Here is a 17,577-nt window from a genome sequence, read left to right on the forward strand (position 1 = left end):
TTAAAAATGTTTTAATTATATTGAGACTATTGTGCAATAGCTTCAAAGTGGCTTTCGCCAGAAAGATACTCCGGAAAGACACTCCAAAAATCACGGATAAAGCCAATAGGCTGGTTTGCCTGCCGTGGACCTTGAGAAGCTTGCGGGGCTTTGGTGGTATCCTTCAAAACAAAGGAAAATTTATTTTTTCCTGTGAAATGAATTTTTTTGTGCCTTAAGTCATTTTATGCGGTGTGTGTGCAACACATAAAACGATGATAAAAGTACGCAAAACGTATTTTTGCAATGGTCTTATATTAAAAATTTACCTGCAATAAACTCAGAGAGGAACTTTTATGGTTGAACATATATATTTTTCTGATGATACCTTAACGTTAACTTTATTAGACCAACGTTTTTTACCCGTTCAAGAAGATTTTTTTGTATGCCAAACCACAGACGATATAGTGAAAGCACTACAGGTTATGGTCGTAAGGGGTGCTCCGGCTATTGGAGTTAGTGCGGCTTTTGGTGCTTGCATTGCTTTAAATGAAGCCCTAAATACTCCTGATTGGCGTGTTACCTTAGCCCACCTTTTGGAATATATCGCCAACGCCAGACCAACAGCAGTAAATTTACGTTGGGCAATCAAAAGAATGCGTAAACTTTGGTTGGAAAATAATACGATTGAGGCAAAAGATCTTTTGGCTTTATGGCTCAAAGAAGCAAGGCTTATTCAACAAGAAGATATTGAAAACAACCGCAAAATGGGTTTTTTCGGCGGAGAATTGTTACAAGACGGTTGGACGATCATGACACACTGTAACGCCGGAGCCTTGGCAACAGCCGGATATGGCACGGCCTTAGGCGTAATTAGAGGTGCAATAGAACAAAACAAACACATTAAAGTTATCGCCAACGAAACTCGCCCTTTTCTTCAAGGGGCTCGCTTAACCGCTTATGAGTTAGCAAAAGACGGAATCGAAGTAAGCGTCGCCTGCGACAATGCTTGTGCTTTGTTAATGCAAAGAAAATTGGTTGATGCCGTTGTTGTCGGAGCAGACCGCATCGCTGCTAACGGTGATACTGCAAATAAAATAGGTACATACGGCGTTGCCATTATTGCCAAAGAACACGGAATTCCATTTTATGTCGCCGCACCAAGTTCAACAATAGATATTGAAACGTTATGCGGAGAAGATATTCCCATTGAAACCAGACCTTCAAAAGAGGTTAGTCATATCGGAGAACACAGGCTTATTCCCTACAACGTAAAAGTTTTTAACTTTGCCTTTGACGTTACTCCGGCTAAGTTAATAACCGGAATTATCACAGAAAACGGCGTATTGAGGAATCCTTACCAAAAAAATATTGCCGAATTGTTTAAACATAAAAAATAAGCCACAAAATGTATTCTTATTTTTCTCTTTGCTTGACTCAAAACAAGATTTATCATAACCTTAAAGCTTGTTGTTTGAGAGTTTTAAGACCTAGCTAAAACTTTCAAAAAACCATCAAAACAGCTTAAATTTAATTATATCCTAAAGAAATTATATTTTAATATATTGTTTAACGTCTTGTTTTAATATAATTTTTGACGCGCTAAATTAAAAAACAAAGTGTAGCATACTCTCCGCTTTGCTTTAAGTTTCATATTCTTTATATAAATAAACACACTGGCTTTATGGTATGTATTTGGGAGAAAAAGTTGAGTTCAAACAATCAATTTAATAACGGTTCTAATTCTTTTGAATCCTCAGATTCTAAAAATGTTGCTTCCAATAAAATCAAATTAGCAACAAAATCGCCACACGCATCTTATTTTATGCCTATGCTACAAAACTTTGCCAAGCGTAACGAGCTAAACGAAGTTTTAAAAAATCGCGTAAGTAAATCTTGCGAACTTTTAGACAATAATGTCAAACTCTATTCCAATGGTTTTGAAAAAATACACCACGCTACGGATATTTTACAATATAGCGATAAAACAGACGAAGAGCTTCAAAACTTAGAAACTGTTTTTGTGTGTGCCGGGCGTATAATTTCTAATCGCTTAATGGGTAAAGTTGCCTTTTTTAACTTACTTGATATTACCGGAAAAATTCAGTGTTACGTTGCCAGAGATATTCTTGGCGAAGAACAATACGCCACCTTTAAAAAACTTGATATAGGTGATATTGTCGGAGTTAAAGGGCGTTTATTTCGTACAAAAGCCGGAGAATTAACCCTTGAATGTTCTGAATTAACTTTGCTTACTCGTTCTATGCGTCCCCTTCCCGATAAGTGGAGCGGACTCAAAGACGTTGAAACTCGCTATCGTCAACGTTACGTTGACCTTATTTCTACTCCTCGAACGAGAGAAATCTTTAATAAACGTAGCCAAATAGTCAAAGAATTTAGAAACTTTATGGAGTCTAAAGGATTTTTGGAAGTAGAAACCCCAATGATGCAATCCGTTCCGGGTGGTGCAACCGCACGTCCTTTCAAGACACACCATAATGCCCTTGATATGCAACTTTATATGCGCATTGCCCCTGAGTTATATTTAAAAAGACTCTTGGTAGGCGGTTTTGAAAAGGTTTTTGAAATAAATAGAAACTTCCGCAATGAAGGCGTTTCGGTTAGACATAACCCGGAATTTACTATGTGTGAGTTTTACTGGGCGTATGCAACTTACCTTGATTTAATGGATATAACCGAAGAGCTTTTTTCTTATATTGCCGAAAAAGTTTGCGGAACAACGCAAATCACATACCAAGGACATGAAATAGATCTTGGAATAGGAAAATGGACACGCATGACTTTTTATGACTCTTTAGAAATAATCGGTGGTCATAAAAAAGAATTTTATACAAACCATGAGGCATTGGTAAACTTTATCAAGAGTCGTGGTGAAAAAGCCGTAAAAGATGAAAAAATCGGAAAGTTACAGGCAAAACTCTTTGACCTAGACGTTGAACCAAAACTTATTACGCCCCACTTTATATATCACTATCCAACTGAAATATCTCCTTTATCTCGCAGAAATGAAGAAGACCCTAGCGTTACTGATCGTTTTGAACTCTTTATTGCCGGGCGTGAAATTGCCAACGCCTTTTCTGAGTTAAACGACCCGGTTGACCAAAGGGTACGCTTTGAAGAACAAGTTGCCGAAAAAAAAGCCGGAGACGACGAAGCCCACCCAATGGACGAAGATTACTTAAGAGCCTTGGAATACGGAATGCCTCCTGCTGCCGGCGAAGGAATTGGTATAGATCGCTTGGTTATGCTTTTAACCGACTCGGCTTCTATCAGAGAAGTTATTTTATTTCCGCTATTGAAAAATGAAATTTTGTAACAACTTGTACTCATCGGGAAAACAAATGAAAAACCATCTAAAAACAAGAGATTATAATGTCATTTGTTAATTTTGTGGCATTACGTTATTTATCTGCTTTAAAACGCAGAAGTTTTATTTCAATTATTTCGGCGTTTTCTATCGCCGGAGTTTCTATCGGGGTTGCCTCTCTTATTATTGTTATGGGAGTTATGACAGGGTTTACCACTGATTTACGCAATAAAATACTTGGGGCAAATGCTCATATTTTAGTTTTTTCTCATGCCGGAAACATCACAGATTATAATGATGCCATAGATATAGTAGAAAATGTCCAAGGTGTCGCCGGAGTAACTCCGTTTATTTATTCAGAGGTAATGATTTCCGCCCACGGCTCGGTAAAAGGCTTGGCTTTAAGAGGAATAGATCCTAAAGGTGCCGGTAAAGTATTAAGTATTTTTCAATTGATGACGGAAGGAAGCCTAGAAGATTTAATTCCACCTGTTGAAAACGATAATGATACAACAGCAAACCAAACCAAAAAAATTATTCCACGCATAATTATAGGCAAAGAATTGGCGAAAAGATTAAGTATTGGCGTTGGTAGCAGAGTTTCTTTATTATCGCCGAGTGGCAATAAAAATGCCGCCGGTTTTCAACCTAAAATTGCCCCTTTTGAAATAGCCGGAATTTTTTCAACCGGTATGATAGAATACGACGTTTCCATGGCGTTTATCTCGCTTGAAAACGCCAGAGAACTCTTATCAGTTCCAGACAATCAGGTTTTTGGACTGGAAGTTTTGGCTGATAACGTTGATAAAGCTGATTTAGTCAGTCAAAACATCAACAAAGAGCTTAGTTCCCCTTTGTATTCTCGCCATTGGATGGATATGAACGGCAATCTTTTTGCTGCGTTACAACTTGAAAAAATGGCTATGGGCGTTATTTTAAGCCTAATTGTTTTAGTTGGTTCTTTTTCAATAGTTACCTCTTTAGTTATGTTAGTTATGGAAAAAAAGCGAGATATAGCGATCTTAATGTCTATGGGTGCAACCAAACAAAATATGCGTAATATTTTTATGCTCCAAGGTATTATTATCGGGCTTATCGGTACCGTCTTAGGCAATATTCTTGGAATCGGTATAGCTTACGTCATAGAAAAATATCAACTGATCAAACTTCCCGAAGGTGCCTACCCCACCACCCACCTTACTATTTTGATCAACTACCCTGATGTGCTTATTATTTCAGGTTCAGCCATGTTAATTTGTTTTTTAGCGACCTTATACCCTTCCAAACAAGCCTCAAGCCTAAAACCTGTGGAGGCATTAAGACAAGAATGATTAATAACACAACAGAACTTTATAGATTGGAACAGGTCAGTAAAAGCTATGCCGGTCCATCAGAAAAAATAAGAATTCTTGAAAATATTGACTTATCCATTCAACAAGGAGAAAGTATTGCCATTGTTGGTGCATCAGGTTCTGGAAAATCTACTTTGTTACATATTTTAGGTTCACTCGACAACCCAAGTTCAGGCAAAGTATATTTTCAAGGAAAAGACTTAAATATGCTTTCTTCCAATGAACAAGCCTCTATACGCAATAAAAATATCGGATTTGTTTTTCAGTTTCACCACCTTTTACCTGAGTTTAATACGCTTGAAAACGTAGCCATGCAGGCATTAATCGGAGGAATGAACATAAATAAAGCCAAAGCCTTGGCAAAAGAAGCCTTAGAGTTGGTCGGGCTTGAACACAGGCTAACTCATAACGTAACAACCCTCTCAGGCGGAGAACGCCAAAGAGCGGCAATCGCCAGGGCAATTTTATTAAAACCAAAAGTTTTATTGGCAGATGAACCTACGGGAAACTTAGATATAGAAACCGGTGGCCATATTGCAAAGTTATTATTGAAATTAAATGAAAAAATAGGTATGACTCTAATAGTTGTTACTCACAACCAAGAACTAGCGGTGCTTATGCAACGTCATCTCGAAATGAAAAGTCGGAGATTAATATGAAAACCAAGTTAACAGCCAAAAAAGTTTTTCTTTTGAGTTGGCTCATCGTTCTGGCATTACCGTTTTTATTTCACGGTAAAGATAACAGTGTGCTTGCTCAGGCTAAAAGACAAGCAAGAGCACCAATCATTATGATGGTGCCGTTTCAAATCAATGCCGGTGCAGAATTTGAAAATCTAGATATGGAAATTCCAAATATGTTGGAAGAACGTCTGGCTATGAAAGGTTTTAAGGTTATTCCCGTCGGAACAACCGTAGAGCTTTTACAAAAAATGAATATTAAATCTTTAGATATTAATACGGTAAAACGCTTAGCCAATCAAGCAAAAGCAGATGCCGCCGTTTACGGAAGTTTTAGTGCCATAGGCTCAAATTTCAGTATAGATGCACGTTTAGTGAGTGCAAACCCCAATATCAACAGTAAACCGCTCTTTGTAGAAAGAAGCGGAGATAAAAATGTTTTAAACGCAGTTGATGAACTTTCCGGAAAAGTTATGTCTACTTTAGTCAGCAAAGAAACAATTGCAGGCGTAGAAGTAAGAGGAACAAAAGCGATTGACCCCGAAGTCGTTTTAATGCGTATTAATTCTCGCAGGGGAGACGCCGTTGACCCGGCCGCTATTGACCGTGAAGTTAAAAAAATATGGGATCTTGGATATTTCAGTGATGTTTCCGTAAATATAGAATCACGCTCTGACGGGCATTATCTTGTTTATACTGTTAAAGAAAAACCTCGCCTCGAATCAATTAATATTACAGGTACTTCAGAAATAGACCAAGAAGATGTCAGCTCAGCTATGACCAGTCGCCAAGGTTCAGTATTAAACGACAAAGTTCTGGCAGACGATTTACGCAAAATCAGAGAACTATATCATAAAAAAGGATTTTATCTTGTTGAAATAAAACAAAGTATGCAAGATACCAAAGATGGCGGAGTTATCTTAAACCTCGCTATAACTGAAGGGAAACGCCTCTATATTAAAGAAATTAAAATAGAAGGTGCTAAAGAAATGTCAGAGGGCGATATAAAATCAGAACTGGCTTTATCAGAACGCTCGATTATTTCTTGGATCACAGGAACAGGTATTTTAAAAGAAGAAATGCTTGAAAGAGACTCTTCGGCTATTGGATCTTTTTATTTGGATCATGGATTTTTAGACGTTATTGTAAAACCCGCAACGGTTGAATATAAAGAAGACGGTATTATTGTTACCTTTACGGTTATCGAAGGTTCTCGTTATAAACTTGGTGATATTAAGTTTGCCGGAGACCTGATTGATACCGATGAAAAAATTCGCTCTATCTTAACCCTTGATAAAATGGCAAAAGATAAAGATTATTTTAACCTTTCCGTAATGCAAGAAGATAGCAAGAAAATCAGCGACTTATACGCAGATTACGGTTATGCCTTTGCTGAAGCATACGGTAGCCCTAAACCAAGAGGCGAAGAGCATATTGTTGATGTAACATATCATATTACAAAAAATAATAAGGTTTATGTACGCCGTGTTGTTTTAGACGGTAATACCAGAACCCGTGATAACGTTATTTTAAGAGAAATGCGTTTAACTGACGATTCTCAATTTAGCGGAAAAGAATTACGTCGTAGTATGGACAGATTAAACAACCTCGGCTTCTTTGAAATTGCCGAATCAGAAATTATACCAACGGGTAACCCAAACGAAGTCGACTTAAAGGTTAAAGTAAAAGAAAAACCAACCGGAGCCTTAATTGGTGGTGTGGGTTATTCAACCTTCTCTTCTTTCGGGGTATCTGCCACAATTATGGAAAGAAACCTCTGGGGAAAAGGTTATGCACTCTCTCTCCAAGCTCTTTTCTCAGGAAGACGCAGTGCTTATACTGCCAACTTTGTTAACCCAAGACTATATGATACTGAAATAGGAATGTCCCTTGCCGGATATAAATCAAGAGATGACTTTTACGACTATAAAAAAGATACTACTGGTGCCGGCATAACCTTTATGCGTCCGATCGGAGAATATAGTGCCGTCAGCATTGGCTACCGCCTTGATCAGTATAGAATCTTTGAAGTTGAAGATGATTCTTCATGGTTAATTCGCAAATATAAAGGCAATAATATTGCCAGTGTCGGAAGTATCGGCTTTGCAAGAGATACTACCAACAAAATGAACCCCACAACAGGTACTATTAACTCAGTCAGCTTAGATTACGGTGGCGGTTTCTTGGGCGGTTCCGATGACTTTATAGGTGTTAGAGCTGAAAACCAAATATACTATAAACTAGCCGAAAGACACTTATTACACAGCAAACTGCAAGGTAGAGCCTTATTTAAAAACGGAAACGAAGAAGTTCCTATCTTTGAACGTTTCTGGATGGGCGGAATAGATACCGTACGCGGTTATAACGCACGAGACATTATTCCGGTTGACCCTAAAACCGGCGATTACCTCGGTGGAACAAGAATGGCGGTCTTAAACCTTGAATATATCTGGAGATTAAGTACCGAACTTGGTGTAAACCTCGTACCTTTCTTTGATATGGGTGTAAACTACGCCGATGATATAGACGATTTCTCATGGAATAACGAACTCAAAAAATCTACAGGTTTAGAGTTGCGTTGGCGTTCTCCGATGGGCGATTTACGATTCTCATACGGTATTCCGCTTGATGAAAATCGTGATGGTTCAAGATCAAGCGGACGCTTTGAATTCTCAATGGGTCAATTCTTTTAACCTCAAACCCACAACACAAAACAAAACCCACTATCAAAGCGATTTGACAGTGGGTTTTTTTATTAAGCAAATAAAACAAAATAAGACCATTACAAAACTCTGTTTTGCGTGTTTTTTTCATAGTTTTATGCTCTCTATACACATAGCATAAAATGTCTTAAATCTCAAAAAAGCACGAACAAAGAAGGCACAATAGAGCGTTGTAATAATTTCACATACAGTGTCTTAAAATTTTTTAGACTTTTTAATGACAGAAATTAAGATTCATGATATATAGACTCAACATTGATGTTAATTCAATATGTTAACTTGGAAATTATTTGATCTTTTAATTAATATGAACACACTTAAAATATATTATAATATTACCCAACTAACCAATAAAAAATGCTGTTTACCTAAAGCAGAATTTAGCATTAAGTATCTTTAGCCAGAGAGTTTTTGTGAAATATAAACGATATAATAGAAAAAACAGTACTAACAAAGTATATATCTTTCTTTTTCTCCTCATTCTACTTAACGGAGTATTAGCTTATTTTTTGTGGGAATTTATCAACAAAAATCAAGAAACCACCTCCAATACTGAAGAAATTACACTCCAAGATTCTGAAACTTCTGAAGAAAATATACCCCAAACTCAACCAACCGTTAACGCGACAACAACACAACCGGAAAGCCAAGACGGAACACATAGCGGAATAATCAACGCAGGCGACACCGCCTCTACACTATTACAAACATGGATGCCTGTGGCTGATGTAAACGCCATGGCAGAAGCCAGCAGGAAACTGTTCCCTTTACGCAGCCTTAAAGAAGGACACGCATATACTGTTTATGTCAACGATAATAGTGTTGAAAAATTTGAATATGAAATTGATGACTTAAAAAAATTAATCTTAACCAGAGATGGCGACAACGGCTTTTCCGCTCAAATAGAACAAATTCCTTACGAAATTTTATTGGAACGCATAGACGGCGTTATAGACTCAAGTCTTTTTGAAGCTGTTGCGGATATAGGAGAATCTCCCAATTTAGCCGTCCGCATGGCGGATATCTTTGCTTGGGAAATTAACTTTGTTAAAGACCTGCGTCAGGGTGATAAGTTTAGCCTTTTGGTTGAAAAACTCTTTAAAGACGGAGAGTTTAAACGCTATGGAAAAATTTTATATGCAGAGTTTATTAACCAAGATAAACCTTATAAGGCCTTTGCTTATATCAATGAGAATGATTCCGTTACATATTTTACGGAAACAGGCGACAGCCTAAAACGTGCTTTTTTACAAGCTCCCTTGTCTTTTACTCGTATTTCTTCGGGTTTTACCAATCGTCGTTTACACCCTGTGTTTAAAGATTGGCGTTCTCACCCGGCAATTGATTATGCCGCACCTTCGGGAACACCGGTAAAAACAGTCGGAAACGGGGTTGTTACCTTTGCCGGTTGGGGAAAAGGGGCAGGGAACTATATAGCAATAAAACATAGTAACGGCTATGAAACTATGTATTTACACCTTTCCGGTTTTGCCCAAGGTTTAAAAAAAGGAAATAAAGTCAGCCAAGGTGATGTTATAGGCTTTGTCGGCAGTACGGGCTACTCTACCGGTCCCCATTTAGATTTCAGAATGAAAAAAAATGGAACTTTTTTAAACCCGATTACCGCCTTAAACCCTCGTGGCGACTCTATCAGTAAAAAAGAATTGGCTGAGTTTAAAAAGATGGTTGATTATTACAAAGAGTTTGTAAACGATAAAAAAAGCCTGACGGAATATGTTCCGTATAAAGAAAAGTCTTAAAAAGCTTGGCTGTAGAAAACACACAACTTATTAGAGACTATTGCACAATAGGCTCAAAGTGGCTTTCGTCAGAAAGACACTCCAAAAACCACGAATAAGGACTCTAGGCTGGCTTTGCCTGCCATGGAGATTGGGGGACTTGGGGGCTTCGGGGGAATCCCCCGAAACAAAGGGAAAATTTAATTTTCCTGTAAAATGAGTGGTTTTTGTGACTTAAGACGTTTTATGCTATGTGCATACAGAGCATAAAACGATGACAAAAGCACGCAAAACAGAGTTTTGCAATGGTATTTATTATCAGAACATAAAAATATTATTCACTTTATCAAAAAAAGACTGGTTTTATTTTTAAACTCTATGTACATTACCGCATGAAAAAATATAATCTTAATCTTCAGAATATTTTTATATAAAAAAAATGGGGCTGATATGTTATTTTTAACTTCACTGGCTATTTTTTTGTTTTGTGGTGCTTTTGCCGGTATTTTGGCGGGGTTGTTTGGTGTTGGCGGCGGTATTGTAATTGTACCGTTGGTCAGTATGGTTTTGGTTTCTCAAGGTGTTACTCCTGATCATATTATGCACATTGCAATAGGTACTTCGCTCGCCAGCATTATGTTTACCTCAATTTCAAGCTTTATGTCTCATCATAAACGTGGGGCTGTTTTATGGAGTCTTGTTTTTACTATTGCCCCCGGAATTTTAATAGGAACTCTACTCGGTTCATATATAGCATCATATCTTTCACCAACTTTTTTAAAAACCTTTTTTGCAATTTTCTTGTTATATGTTGCGACTCAAATGTTGCTTAATTTTAAACCCAAAGGTGAAAGAACCCTACCTAAGATGATAGGCACAAGCCTTATCGGCGGTTTAATCGGGGTTGTTTCAAGCCTTGTCGGAATTGGCGGCGGAACTTTATCCGTACCTTTTATGCTTTGGTGTAATATTCCAATGCCAAAAGCTGTTGGAACCTCAGCCGCAATTGGCTTTCCTATAGCCGTCTCCGGTGCTTTGGGTTATGTTTTAACGGGTTTAAGTGTTTCTGATTTACCTCCTTATAGCTTTGGATATGTTTATATCCCGGCTTTATTGGGACTAGTCGCAACAAGTATGCTGACTGCTCCAATCGGTGTAAAACTGGCACACAGTTTACCCGTTCCCAAATTGAAAAAAATGTTTTCTATTTTATTATATATAATGGCAATTAAAATGCTTTTCTTTTAATCTTATCTATTGTCAAAAAAACATCATTAACCCCAAAGACAAACTCTTTATTTTTGTCTTGAACATTATCAATTATATATTATTATGAAGCCTGATATTATTGCCCTTGACCGAACTGAAATTAATACCCTACCTCTTAAATCGTATGAGGGAGAAATCTGTATTATCAACAGTTACTCTCAGCTCTTAAAGTTTTTACCACTTTTAAAAAATGAAACCATCACGGGTTTTGATACGGAAACTAAACCCACTTTTCGTAAAGGGCATATTAATATGCCGGCTTTAATTCAATTGGCATGTAAAGATATTGTCTTTTTAATAAAACTAAACCAAGTTACTTTAGTCTCAGAACTTATCGAATTACTCGAAAGTCCTAAAATTATTAAAACAGGTGTAGGAATAAAAGAAGACTTAAACGGCTTAAAAAAACTTAAAGACTTTAACTCAAAAAATATTATTGATTTAGGGAATATTGCTCAACAACACAATATCGGCGTACAAAGCTTAAGAGGGTTAACCGCAAGTCTTTTAGGGTTTAGAATCTCAAAAACAGCCCAATGTTCCAACTGGAACCAACCGGAACTAAGCCAACAACAAATTAAATATGCCGCTACTGACGCATGGGTCAGCAGAGAACTTTACATCGCCTTTAAAAAACACAAGCTAATTACCGAATAAAACTAGACTTTTTCTTGCAGCTTGACATTATGCATAAATAAAAGGTAAAAATGACTTTCAACAATAATATAAAGTGCTAAAATTAAAGTCATTCATCTTCTGACGACTCAAATACTACGCCTTACCAACTATAAGTGAAACATAATGTTTTTCAAAAAATATCATATTGTTATATTCAAAGATCGAGACGGAAACCACCGCCACCTACGCTTAAGAGGTTGGTTTGGTGTTTTTCTTGTGTTGTTATTTATTGCAATGAGTGGAGTCAACATTTATCTCTTTAAGTTTTATCATGCAAATCAAACTCTTAACGCAGAACTCGACAATGCACAAAAAACGATCGAAGAACAAGAAAGACAGCTTGTGAGCTTAAACTCTAAGATCAGATTAGTCTATGATGACATTGCAAGAGTGCAACAATTTGACTCAAAACTTAGAGTGATGCTTAATATAGACAAAGACCCTATTGAAATAAACGAGCCGGGAACAGACAATAATAATTCACCGACTAACATGAATTTTTTACAATTGCATCGCCAAGAGTTGATGACCAGAAAAATGCACCTTTTTCTAAACCTGCTCAACAACGATATACGCCTTGAAGAAGTAAAACAACAAGAGCTTGTTAAAATACTAAGAAACAATAAAGAACTATTAGTCAGCACACCTTCTATTTGGCCAGCAGAAGGAACTTTAACCTCAGGTTTTGGCATGAGAGGTTCGCCGTTTACCGGAACTCAAACAATGCACAAAGGTTTGGATATTTCTAATCGCCCGGGAACCCCCATCTATGCACCGGCAAAAGGAACTGTTACCTTTTCCCAGTATGACGGTGCCTATGGAAATACTTTAATTATTGATCATGGAAATTCTCTTTCCACTCGCTATTCTCATATGTTAAGAGCCGCAGCAAAAGAAGGACAAACCGTACAACGCGGTGAAGTCATAGGCTATATCGGAAACAGCGGACGCAGCACAGGACCGCATCTACACTATGAAGTTCGTATCGGCGGCGTTCCCGTTAACCCTATGCGATATATCTTAAATTAAAAGCTTGCATAATTGATATTCTGTTTTATTTAAAAGAAGTATTGCAATTTAAAAATTACATTTTCCCAGTATGACGGTGCCTATGGAAATACTTTAATTATTGATCATGGAAATTCTCTTTCCACTCGCTATTCTCATATGTTAAGAGCCGCAACAAAAGAAGGACAAACCGTACAACGCGGTGAAGTCATAGGCTATATCGGAAACAGCGGACGCAGCACAGGACCGCATCTACACTATGAAGTTCGTATCGGCGGCGTTCCCGTTAACCCTATGCGATATATCTTAAATTAAAAGCTTGCATAATTAATATTCTGTTTTATTTAAAAGAAGTATTGCAATTTAAAAATTACAACAGCATATCAATTAACGGAGCTATAAAATATGGATTCAGTAACACATCTGGCAACAGGCATGATCATGGGGTTTGCTCGCCCTTTTTTACCTAAAAAAACAAGCCTTGCCATCAGCCTTCCCCTTGGTCTAATCGTAACCCATTTTCCTGATATAGATATTATATTCTCTCATGGCTTATACGGAATGTTAGCCCTTCATAGAGGCATTACTCACAGTCTAATCTTTATTTTTGCCATGGCAGTTTTATTTAGCCTTATTACTTACTATTTAAGCTATAAACAACACCCCAGACCAACTCGTTTAAACTTATTCGCTTTTTCATTATTAGGCTTACTGATTCACATTATGCTCGATTGTTTTACCGCTTTCGGAACTCAGATATTCCTACCATGGAGCAACTTCAGGTTTTCACTGCCTATTGTTTATATTATAGATTTATGGTGGACAATTCCTCTTTTGACTATCTCTATTTACTGCATACTACATTTTATGTCTTTAAGAATGGTCGTTTTTTTTACCCTAGCCTATACGGTTATATTAAGTTCTATCGTCTATTGGTTTACCCCAACCCCTTTAGAAGAAATATATCTTGTATTTCCCATTCCTGTTTTAATTTTTTGGGTATTATTTTTACCCTTGGCTATTGCTTTGCCCTTGCGACTTGGAAGCCGCCCTCAACCTCAAAAAATTGCTATGCTTGGGTTAATTTGGATATTTTTATACCCTGCTCTTGCCTTTGGAATTTCAAGATATGTAAAAGCTACTGTTCTACCTCAACTTGAAAGCACTCTCACAACACAAAACAACGGTGAACCACCTGTCCTTACAAAGGTTATAATTGCTGCCGAACCTTTTGCTCCTTTAAACTGGAAAATACTCGCAGAAGATAAAACCCATGTTTATGTTGTTGGTTATTCTTTTTTAGGACAAGGAAAAGAACTTGAAATCGCCAAATTTCAACGTCCTACTCCTGCATTTTGGGAAAAACTAAGCACAAAAAGCGAATTAATGAACGCCTACACTCGATTTATTGAAACGCCGGCTATTGAAGAAATTCAAAAATTAACTTTAACGCCAAGCGGAAGAAAAGAACGCATCGTTGCTATTTTAGACTTAAGATATAAAAGCACTGTGCCTAAGGTTTTAGCCGCTTTTGGACGTAAACCGTCAATGTTCAATTTTGCCTTATTGCTTGATGAAAATGATAACCCGCTGGCATATCAATATTTTAGAGGCGATCTAAACGATTGTCAGGTTTGGCAATATTTTAATACAGAAAGCAAATAAAAATGTCTCATAGCGACCAAAAATTAATCTTTCAAGCTTGGAATCCCGTTACAGGATGCAGTAAATTTAGCTCAGGGTGTAAAAACTGTTACGCCCTGCCTATTGCCTTAAAACTCAAACAACAAGGGAATATACATTATAAAAATGGTTTTGAGATAAGCTTACATCAAGATAAACTTGCGAAACCACTTTCTTGGAAAAAACCAAAACTTATTTTTGTAAACTCGATGAGCGACTTATTTCATGAAAAAGTTCCTCTGGATTTTATTCAACAAATATTTAATATAATAGAACAATCCAAACAACATATCTTTATAATCTTAACCAAAAGAGCCGAACGTCTCTTTAAACTAAGTACGAAATTAAAATGGCACGAAAACATCGCGTTAGGGGTAACTGTCGAATCTAAACACTATCTTTACAGATTAAAACTCTTACAACAAATTCAGGCTCAAACCAGATTTGTTTTTTTTGAACCTCTATTAAGCCTTATCGAAAATATTGATTTTGCAGGTATTCATTGGGCTTTAGTAGGCGGAGAGTCAGGACAAAATGCCAGAAAGATGTTACCGGAATGGGTTACTTCAATAAAAAATCAATGCAGACAAGCGAATGTTCCTTTTTATTTTCATCAATGGGGCGATAAAAGAACTCATGATAACCTGATTGATGGCAAAAGCCATCTCGAATTTCCTCAAAGCTGGTTAAACATTTTAGAAAATAGTCCCAAACAAATACAACTCAGCTTAAATTAAAACAAAAAAATACAATTATTGGTAGAATAAAAATAAGCTACTTTTTTATTTTATCACAAATAAAAAATAGACCAAAATGATAATGCATGGGAAGCGATATGCTTATACGCAAAATAGAAAATAGTGAAATTTCAAAAATTTACGCACACATGATTAATGATTTTCCCCCTAGCGAACGCCCACCTTTTGAGATAATAGAACAAAGCCTTGTCTCCGGCACTCAAAAATGTTTTATAGGCGTAAAAGACAACGAAGAAATTGGCTACGCCATGTGTGCGGACGCTCACCCCAATAACTTTGTATTATTAAACTTTTTTGCCGTTTTTCAAGAACATAGAGAACGTAAATTTGGCACGGCGTTTTTACAACAGCTTTTTGAACTCTATAAAAATAAAGCCGGAATGTTTATAGAAACAGAAACGCCTTTGTGTGCCAATAGTTCCGTAGAAGAAAAACTTATTTTTAGAAGACAAAAGTTTTATGAAAAACTCGGTGTTAAAACTTTTTATGACCTTGAATATTCACTTTTTGATGTTCCTATGTATTTGAATATATATCCTTTACAAAAAGATTTTGCTGAAATAAAAAAAGTTGCATCAACAGCAATCACAGAGCTTTGGCGAGATATAGTCGGTGAAGAAAAAATGCATAACATTATAATAAAGGCGAAAAACATACGTCAATAATTTTATCATTTCATTATTTTTATTGTCGCAGAAGAAAAACTTATTTTTAGAAGACAAAAATTTTATGAAAAACTAGGCGTTAAAACTTTTTATGACCTTGAATATTCACTTTTTGATGTTCCTATGTATTTGAATATATATCCTTTACAAAAAGATTTTGCTGAAATAAAAAAAGTTGCATCAACGGCAATCACAGAGCTTTGGCGAGATATAGTCGGTGAAGAAAAAATGCATAACATTATAATAACTCCAAGAAAGCATGTTAAAAGTTCAAGTGATTTCATCAATAGCTAAACCCTTATTATCCTTGTTTAAAGAAAAAGCATAACACAATGAATAACATCACTTTTGATAATTATTACGATGAATTAGAACTTGTTTCCGGAACATCTAAACATACGTTTCCAACTCATATACACCAAAGTTTATGTATTGGCGTAATTACAAAGGGTGCTGCTTTATTGTCTTTTAATAATAAAACATCAATCTTAGAAAAAGGTTCCCACTATATTATTGCCCCTTATCAACCCCACGCTATAACTCCGCTTAACGGAAAGGAATATAGCTATTTAACTATCTGTATTAAAAAAGATATTTCTAAGCTTTGCCCTGAGCTATATAAGTATCTCACAAAGACAAAAACTTTGATGCAAAATACAGATCCAAGCAGTTATAATCTTCAACTTTTAGCTCAAGCTAATAATTTGAGTAAATATCATTTTATTAAAAAGTTTAAAGAAAAAATAGGCATTACACCATATCAATTTATTTTGAATGAAAAAATAAAAAAAGTCAGACAAGGAATACTGTCAAAACAGTCCTTGGCTGACTTAGCTTTAGAATTAGGCTTTTCCGATCAAAGTCATCTTTGTAATACTTTTAAAAAATATATGGGCATTTCCCCTCTGCAATTTAGTACTGCTTATAAGGCACATTAAAGTAACGCCGGAGAAAATTTTGCTAAAATATACAAACCATCTTTTCCGGCAGTAACACTATGTTTTACATTCGCAGGAATAATACCAATAGTTCCTATTTTATATTCTACTTGATTGTCTAAGATTTTACACATTCCATCTCCAGCTATAACCTCGTGTATTTCAAGATTATTTTCATGAACATGCAGGTCAAGAGTACAAAAAGGTTCGATTCTCACCAAATGACAACTTAACTGGTTTTCAGTACTTTCTCCCTTTACCAAATGCTTTAAAAACACCCCTTTAAAATTTTTATGCGGAATAAATTCCATTAAATCAGCTTTTGTTGTACAAGAAGGGCTACAAACCGATCCAACCGCAAAAAAAGTTCCTAAATTCATATCAACCTCCATTTTGTTTTGATTAAGACCTTCTAACGTCATCTCGCAAAATGGGCTTGTAAATAATTGCGGTTTAGAAACAAAAAAGTTAGTTAACAATCGCCACCCTGGGAAAAATCCAGATAACTATTTGTATATGTTCACAATAAAATATCAGTGTTTATATTTTTCAAACAATTTATTTTTAACGAACTTACAACAAAATAATATCATGTTCGCTACCTTGCTCAAACCCTTCAAGTTCGGCAGGAATGCGTAATAAGCCTTGTGCTTCGACTAAAGTTTTGACTAAACCTGATTTTCCTTGAAGAGGATAAGCGAGCAAGGCGTTTGAATCTTGTTCAAAACGCACTCTAACATAATCTTCTCTCCCTTGACGAGAGGCAACGTTTCTTGC

The 17,577-nt window shown here is 36.3% G+C and carries 16 protein-coding genes and 2 pseudogenes; 15 read left to right on the plus strand and 3 right to left on the minus strand.

From position 1 onward, the window contains the following. Positions 1-26 precede the first annotated feature (26 nt). Positions 27-167, minus strand: coding sequence for a hypothetical protein (locus tag BT999_RS12575; RefSeq protein ID WP_178139352.1), 141 nt, complete (start codon positions 165-167; stop codon positions 27-29). Between the two features lie 168 nt (positions 168-335). On the opposite strand from BT999_RS12575, the gene mtnA reads away from it, so the two are divergent. The 15 genes and pseudogenes from mtnA to BT999_RS11660 all read left to right on the plus strand — a co-directional run bounded on the left by mtnA (position 336) and on the right by BT999_RS11660 (position 16,800). Then, positions 336-1,379 carry an S-methyl-5-thioribose-1-phosphate isomerase gene (gene mtnA / locus BT999_RS11595; protein WP_072697951.1) on the plus strand — a complete coding sequence of 348 codons (1,044 nt, stop codon included), beginning with the start codon at positions 336-338 and terminating at the stop codon, positions 1,377-1,379. A gap of 431 nt (positions 1,380-1,810) precedes the next feature. Then, the gene (gene lysS, locus BT999_RS11600; RefSeq protein WP_072697967.1) at positions 1,811-3,316 is read left to right on the plus strand and encodes a lysine--tRNA ligase; all 1,506 of its coding nucleotides are present in this window, start codon (positions 1,811-1,813) and stop codon (positions 3,314-3,316) included. A 56-nt stretch (positions 3,317-3,372) separates the two neighbouring features. Further along, positions 3,373-4,638: an ABC transporter permease gene (locus BT999_RS11605; protein ID WP_072697952.1), complete on the plus strand. Its 1,266-nt coding sequence runs from the start codon at positions 3,373-3,375 to the stop codon at positions 4,636-4,638. After that, a complete protein-coding gene (locus tag BT999_RS11610; protein WP_072697953.1) occupies positions 4,635-5,318 on the plus strand; it encodes an ABC transporter ATP-binding protein in 684 nt (227 codons plus the stop codon). The genes BT999_RS11605 and BT999_RS11610 overlap by 4 nt, the downstream gene beginning before the upstream one ends. After that, positions 5,315-8,032: an outer membrane protein assembly factor BamA gene (bamA, locus tag BT999_RS11615; RefSeq protein WP_072697954.1), complete on the plus strand. Its 2,718-nt coding sequence runs from the start codon at positions 5,315-5,317 to the stop codon at positions 8,030-8,032. The genes BT999_RS11610 and bamA overlap by 4 nt, the downstream gene beginning before the upstream one ends. Positions 8,033-8,571: 539 nt before the next feature. Beyond that, positions 8,572-9,822 (plus strand): M23 family metallopeptidase, encoded by a 1,251-nt coding sequence (locus BT999_RS11620; protein ID WP_143145569.1) that lies wholly within the window; start codon positions 8,572-8,574, stop codon positions 9,820-9,822. 429 nt (positions 9,823-10,251) lie between these two features. Beyond that, positions 10,252-11,049 carry a sulfite exporter TauE/SafE family protein gene (locus BT999_RS11625; RefSeq protein WP_072697956.1) on the plus strand — a complete coding sequence of 266 codons (798 nt, stop codon included), beginning with the start codon at positions 10,252-10,254 and terminating at the stop codon, positions 11,047-11,049. A gap of 84 nt (positions 11,050-11,133) precedes the next feature. After that, entirely contained in the window at positions 11,134-11,727 is a 594-nt protein-coding gene (locus BT999_RS11630) for a 3'-5' exonuclease (protein WP_072697957.1), read from the plus strand. A 144-nt stretch (positions 11,728-11,871) separates the two neighbouring features. Beyond that, a complete protein-coding gene (locus BT999_RS11635) occupies positions 11,872-12,777 on the plus strand; it encodes a M23 family metallopeptidase (protein ID WP_072697958.1) in 906 nt (301 codons plus the stop codon). A gap of 54 nt (positions 12,778-12,831) precedes the next feature. Next, positions 12,832-13,071 (plus strand): annotated as a pseudogene (locus tag BT999_RS11640) (M23 family metallopeptidase); the annotation flags it as partial. Between the two features lie 90 nt (positions 13,072-13,161). Then, entirely contained in the window at positions 13,162-14,421 is a 1,260-nt protein-coding gene (locus BT999_RS11645) for a metal-dependent hydrolase (RefSeq protein ID WP_072697959.1), read from the plus strand. Positions 14,422-14,423: 2 nt separating this feature from the next. After that, the gene (locus BT999_RS11650; RefSeq protein ID WP_072697960.1) at positions 14,424-15,176 is read left to right on the plus strand and encodes a DUF5131 family protein; all 753 of its coding nucleotides are present in this window, start codon (positions 14,424-14,426) and stop codon (positions 15,174-15,176) included. Positions 15,177-15,274: 98 nt separating this feature from the next. Beyond that, positions 15,275-15,862, plus strand: a complete 588-nt coding sequence (locus tag BT999_RS11655) for a GNAT family N-acetyltransferase (RefSeq protein ID WP_178139353.1) — start codon at positions 15,275-15,277, stop codon at positions 15,860-15,862. Positions 15,863-15,985: 123 nt separating this feature from the next. Next, positions 15,986-16,156 (plus strand): hypothetical protein, encoded by a 171-nt coding sequence (locus BT999_RS12580; protein WP_178139354.1) that lies wholly within the window; start codon positions 15,986-15,988, stop codon positions 16,154-16,156. Between the two features lie 38 nt (positions 16,157-16,194). After that, complete coding sequence (locus BT999_RS11660) at positions 16,195-16,800, plus strand: AraC family transcriptional regulator (protein WP_072697962.1); 606 nt, start codon at positions 16,195-16,197, stop codon at positions 16,798-16,800. Here the strand turns inward: BT999_RS11660 and BT999_RS11665 are convergent. Both BT999_RS11665 and BT999_RS11670 read right to left on the minus strand, forming a co-directional pair. Next, on the minus strand, positions 16,797-17,180 hold the full coding sequence (locus BT999_RS11665; protein ID WP_072697963.1) for a cupin domain-containing protein: 384 nt from the start codon (positions 17,178-17,180) through the stop codon (positions 16,797-16,799). The genes BT999_RS11660 and BT999_RS11665 overlap by 4 nt on opposite strands. Before the next feature lie 193 nt (positions 17,181-17,373). Then, positions 17,374-17,577, minus strand: a pseudogene (locus tag BT999_RS11670) (molybdopterin molybdotransferase MoeA); the annotation flags it as partial.

The organism is Desulfovibrio litoralis DSM 11393 (assembly GCF_900143255.1).
GTDB classification, from domain to species: domain Bacteria; phylum Desulfobacterota; class Desulfovibrionia; order Desulfovibrionales; family Desulfovibrionaceae; genus Frigididesulfovibrio_A; species Frigididesulfovibrio_A litoralis.

What these genes read in the sequence shown, in the direction of transcription:
- BT999_RS11660 (WP_072697962.1), top strand. Translation starts at nt 16,195, where the DNA reads ATGAATAACATCACTTTTGATAATTATTACGATGAATTAGAACTTGTT.
- BT999_RS11625 (WP_072697956.1), top strand. Translation starts at nt 10,252, where the DNA reads ATGTTATTTTTAACTTCACTGGCTATTTTTTTGTTTTGTGGTGCTTTT.
- BT999_RS11655 (WP_178139353.1), top strand. Translation starts at nt 15,275, where the DNA reads ATGCTTATACGCAAAATAGAAAATAGTGAAATTTCAAAAATTTACGCA.
- BT999_RS11665 (WP_072697963.1), bottom strand. Translation starts at nt 17,180, where the DNA reads ATGAATTTAGGAACTTTTTTTGCGGTTGGATCGGTTTGTAGCCCTTCT.
- BT999_RS11645 (WP_072697959.1), top strand. Translation starts at nt 13,162, where the DNA reads ATGGATTCAGTAACACATCTGGCAACAGGCATGATCATGGGGTTTGCT.
- mtnA (WP_072697951.1), top strand. Translation starts at nt 336, where the DNA reads ATGGTTGAACATATATATTTTTCTGATGATACCTTAACGTTAACTTTA.
- BT999_RS12580 (WP_178139354.1), top strand. Translation starts at nt 15,986, where the DNA reads ATGTATTTGAATATATATCCTTTACAAAAAGATTTTGCTGAAATAAAA.
- BT999_RS11635 (WP_072697958.1), top strand. Translation starts at nt 11,872, where the DNA reads ATGTTTTTCAAAAAATATCATATTGTTATATTCAAAGATCGAGACGGA.
- BT999_RS11605 (WP_072697952.1), top strand. Translation starts at nt 3,373, where the DNA reads ATGTCATTTGTTAATTTTGTGGCATTACGTTATTTATCTGCTTTAAAA.
- lysS (WP_072697967.1), top strand. Translation starts at nt 1,811, where the DNA reads ATGCTACAAAACTTTGCCAAGCGTAACGAGCTAAACGAAGTTTTAAAA.
- BT999_RS11650 (WP_072697960.1), top strand. Translation starts at nt 14,424, where the DNA reads ATGTCTCATAGCGACCAAAAATTAATCTTTCAAGCTTGGAATCCCGTT.
- bamA (WP_072697954.1), top strand. Translation starts at nt 5,315, where the DNA reads ATGAAAACCAAGTTAACAGCCAAAAAAGTTTTTCTTTTGAGTTGGCTC.
- BT999_RS11610 (WP_072697953.1), top strand. Translation starts at nt 4,635, where the DNA reads ATGATTAATAACACAACAGAACTTTATAGATTGGAACAGGTCAGTAAA.
- BT999_RS11630 (WP_072697957.1), top strand. Translation starts at nt 11,134, where the DNA reads ATGAAGCCTGATATTATTGCCCTTGACCGAACTGAAATTAATACCCTA.